Source organism: Actinoallomurus acaciae, from assembly GCF_042429965.1.
Lineage (GTDB): Bacteria > Actinomycetota > Actinomycetes > Streptosporangiales > Streptosporangiaceae > Actinoallomurus > Actinoallomurus acaciae.
Genome location: NZ_JBHLZP010001170.1, coordinates 1,059 through 1,819 on the forward strand (window position 1 = coordinate 1,059; position 761 = coordinate 1,819).

The 761-nt window shown below is 75.4% G+C and carries 1 pseudogene; it reads right to left on the reverse strand.

Annotated features, from left to right (window positions below):
• Positions 1-66: 66 nt before the first annotated feature.
• Positions 67-761, reverse strand: a pseudogene (locus ACFFNX_RS51405) (class III lanthionine synthetase LanKC); the annotation flags it as partial.

The window sequence follows — 761 nt, forward strand, 5'->3', positions numbered from 1 at the left end:
CCGCCGTCGCCGCCGCCACCGGGGGTGGTGTCCATCCCCTGCATGTCCAGAAGCGCCATCGTCGTGTCACCTCCTCGTCGTGTGCGTCGTCGTCCCCGCGAGGGTTCTCGCGGGTGGCTTGGGTGCCGCGAGGAACGGCAGGTGGACCGGGCGGTCGTGCAGCGCCGCGCCGATCGCCAGCAGCACGCCCGCCGTCCCGGTGCCCAGGTCCATCGACATCCGCAGCAGGTTCTCGCCCGGGAAGGCCAGCCCGCCCCCGTACGAGAGCGCGTGCCAGGCCAGGTCGCGTACGTGCGTGGCGGCGCGTGTGTCCCGCCGGCGCGCGAGGTGGAGCAGCATCCCGGCGCGCCCGCTGAACAGGCCGGACTGCGCGTAGTAGCGCGTCAGGGCGGCGGTACGGATCCGGTCCGCGGCCTCGCGGAGGCGTTCGTCCTCGCGGTGGGCGAGGTAGTCGTCGATGACCATGCCGATCCCGACGCTGCCCCGCGCGAGGTAGGGCAGGACGCGGCCTCCGTCGACGACGTGCAGCGCGCCGTTCTTGTCGGTCGTGCACCCGTCGAGGTCGAGCCCGATGGCGCGGGCCGCGAGGTCGAGGAGGTCCGTCTCGCCGGTCCGCTCGTACCGCCGGATCAGCGCCAGGGCCGGGCCGGACATGCCGCGCATCAGACCGGGCCGGGCCGGGGTGCCGGCGGCGGCCGCGACGTGGTCCGCGACGATCCGCGCCGCGCGGTCCGCCGCGTCGCGCAGAGCCGGCGAGGACA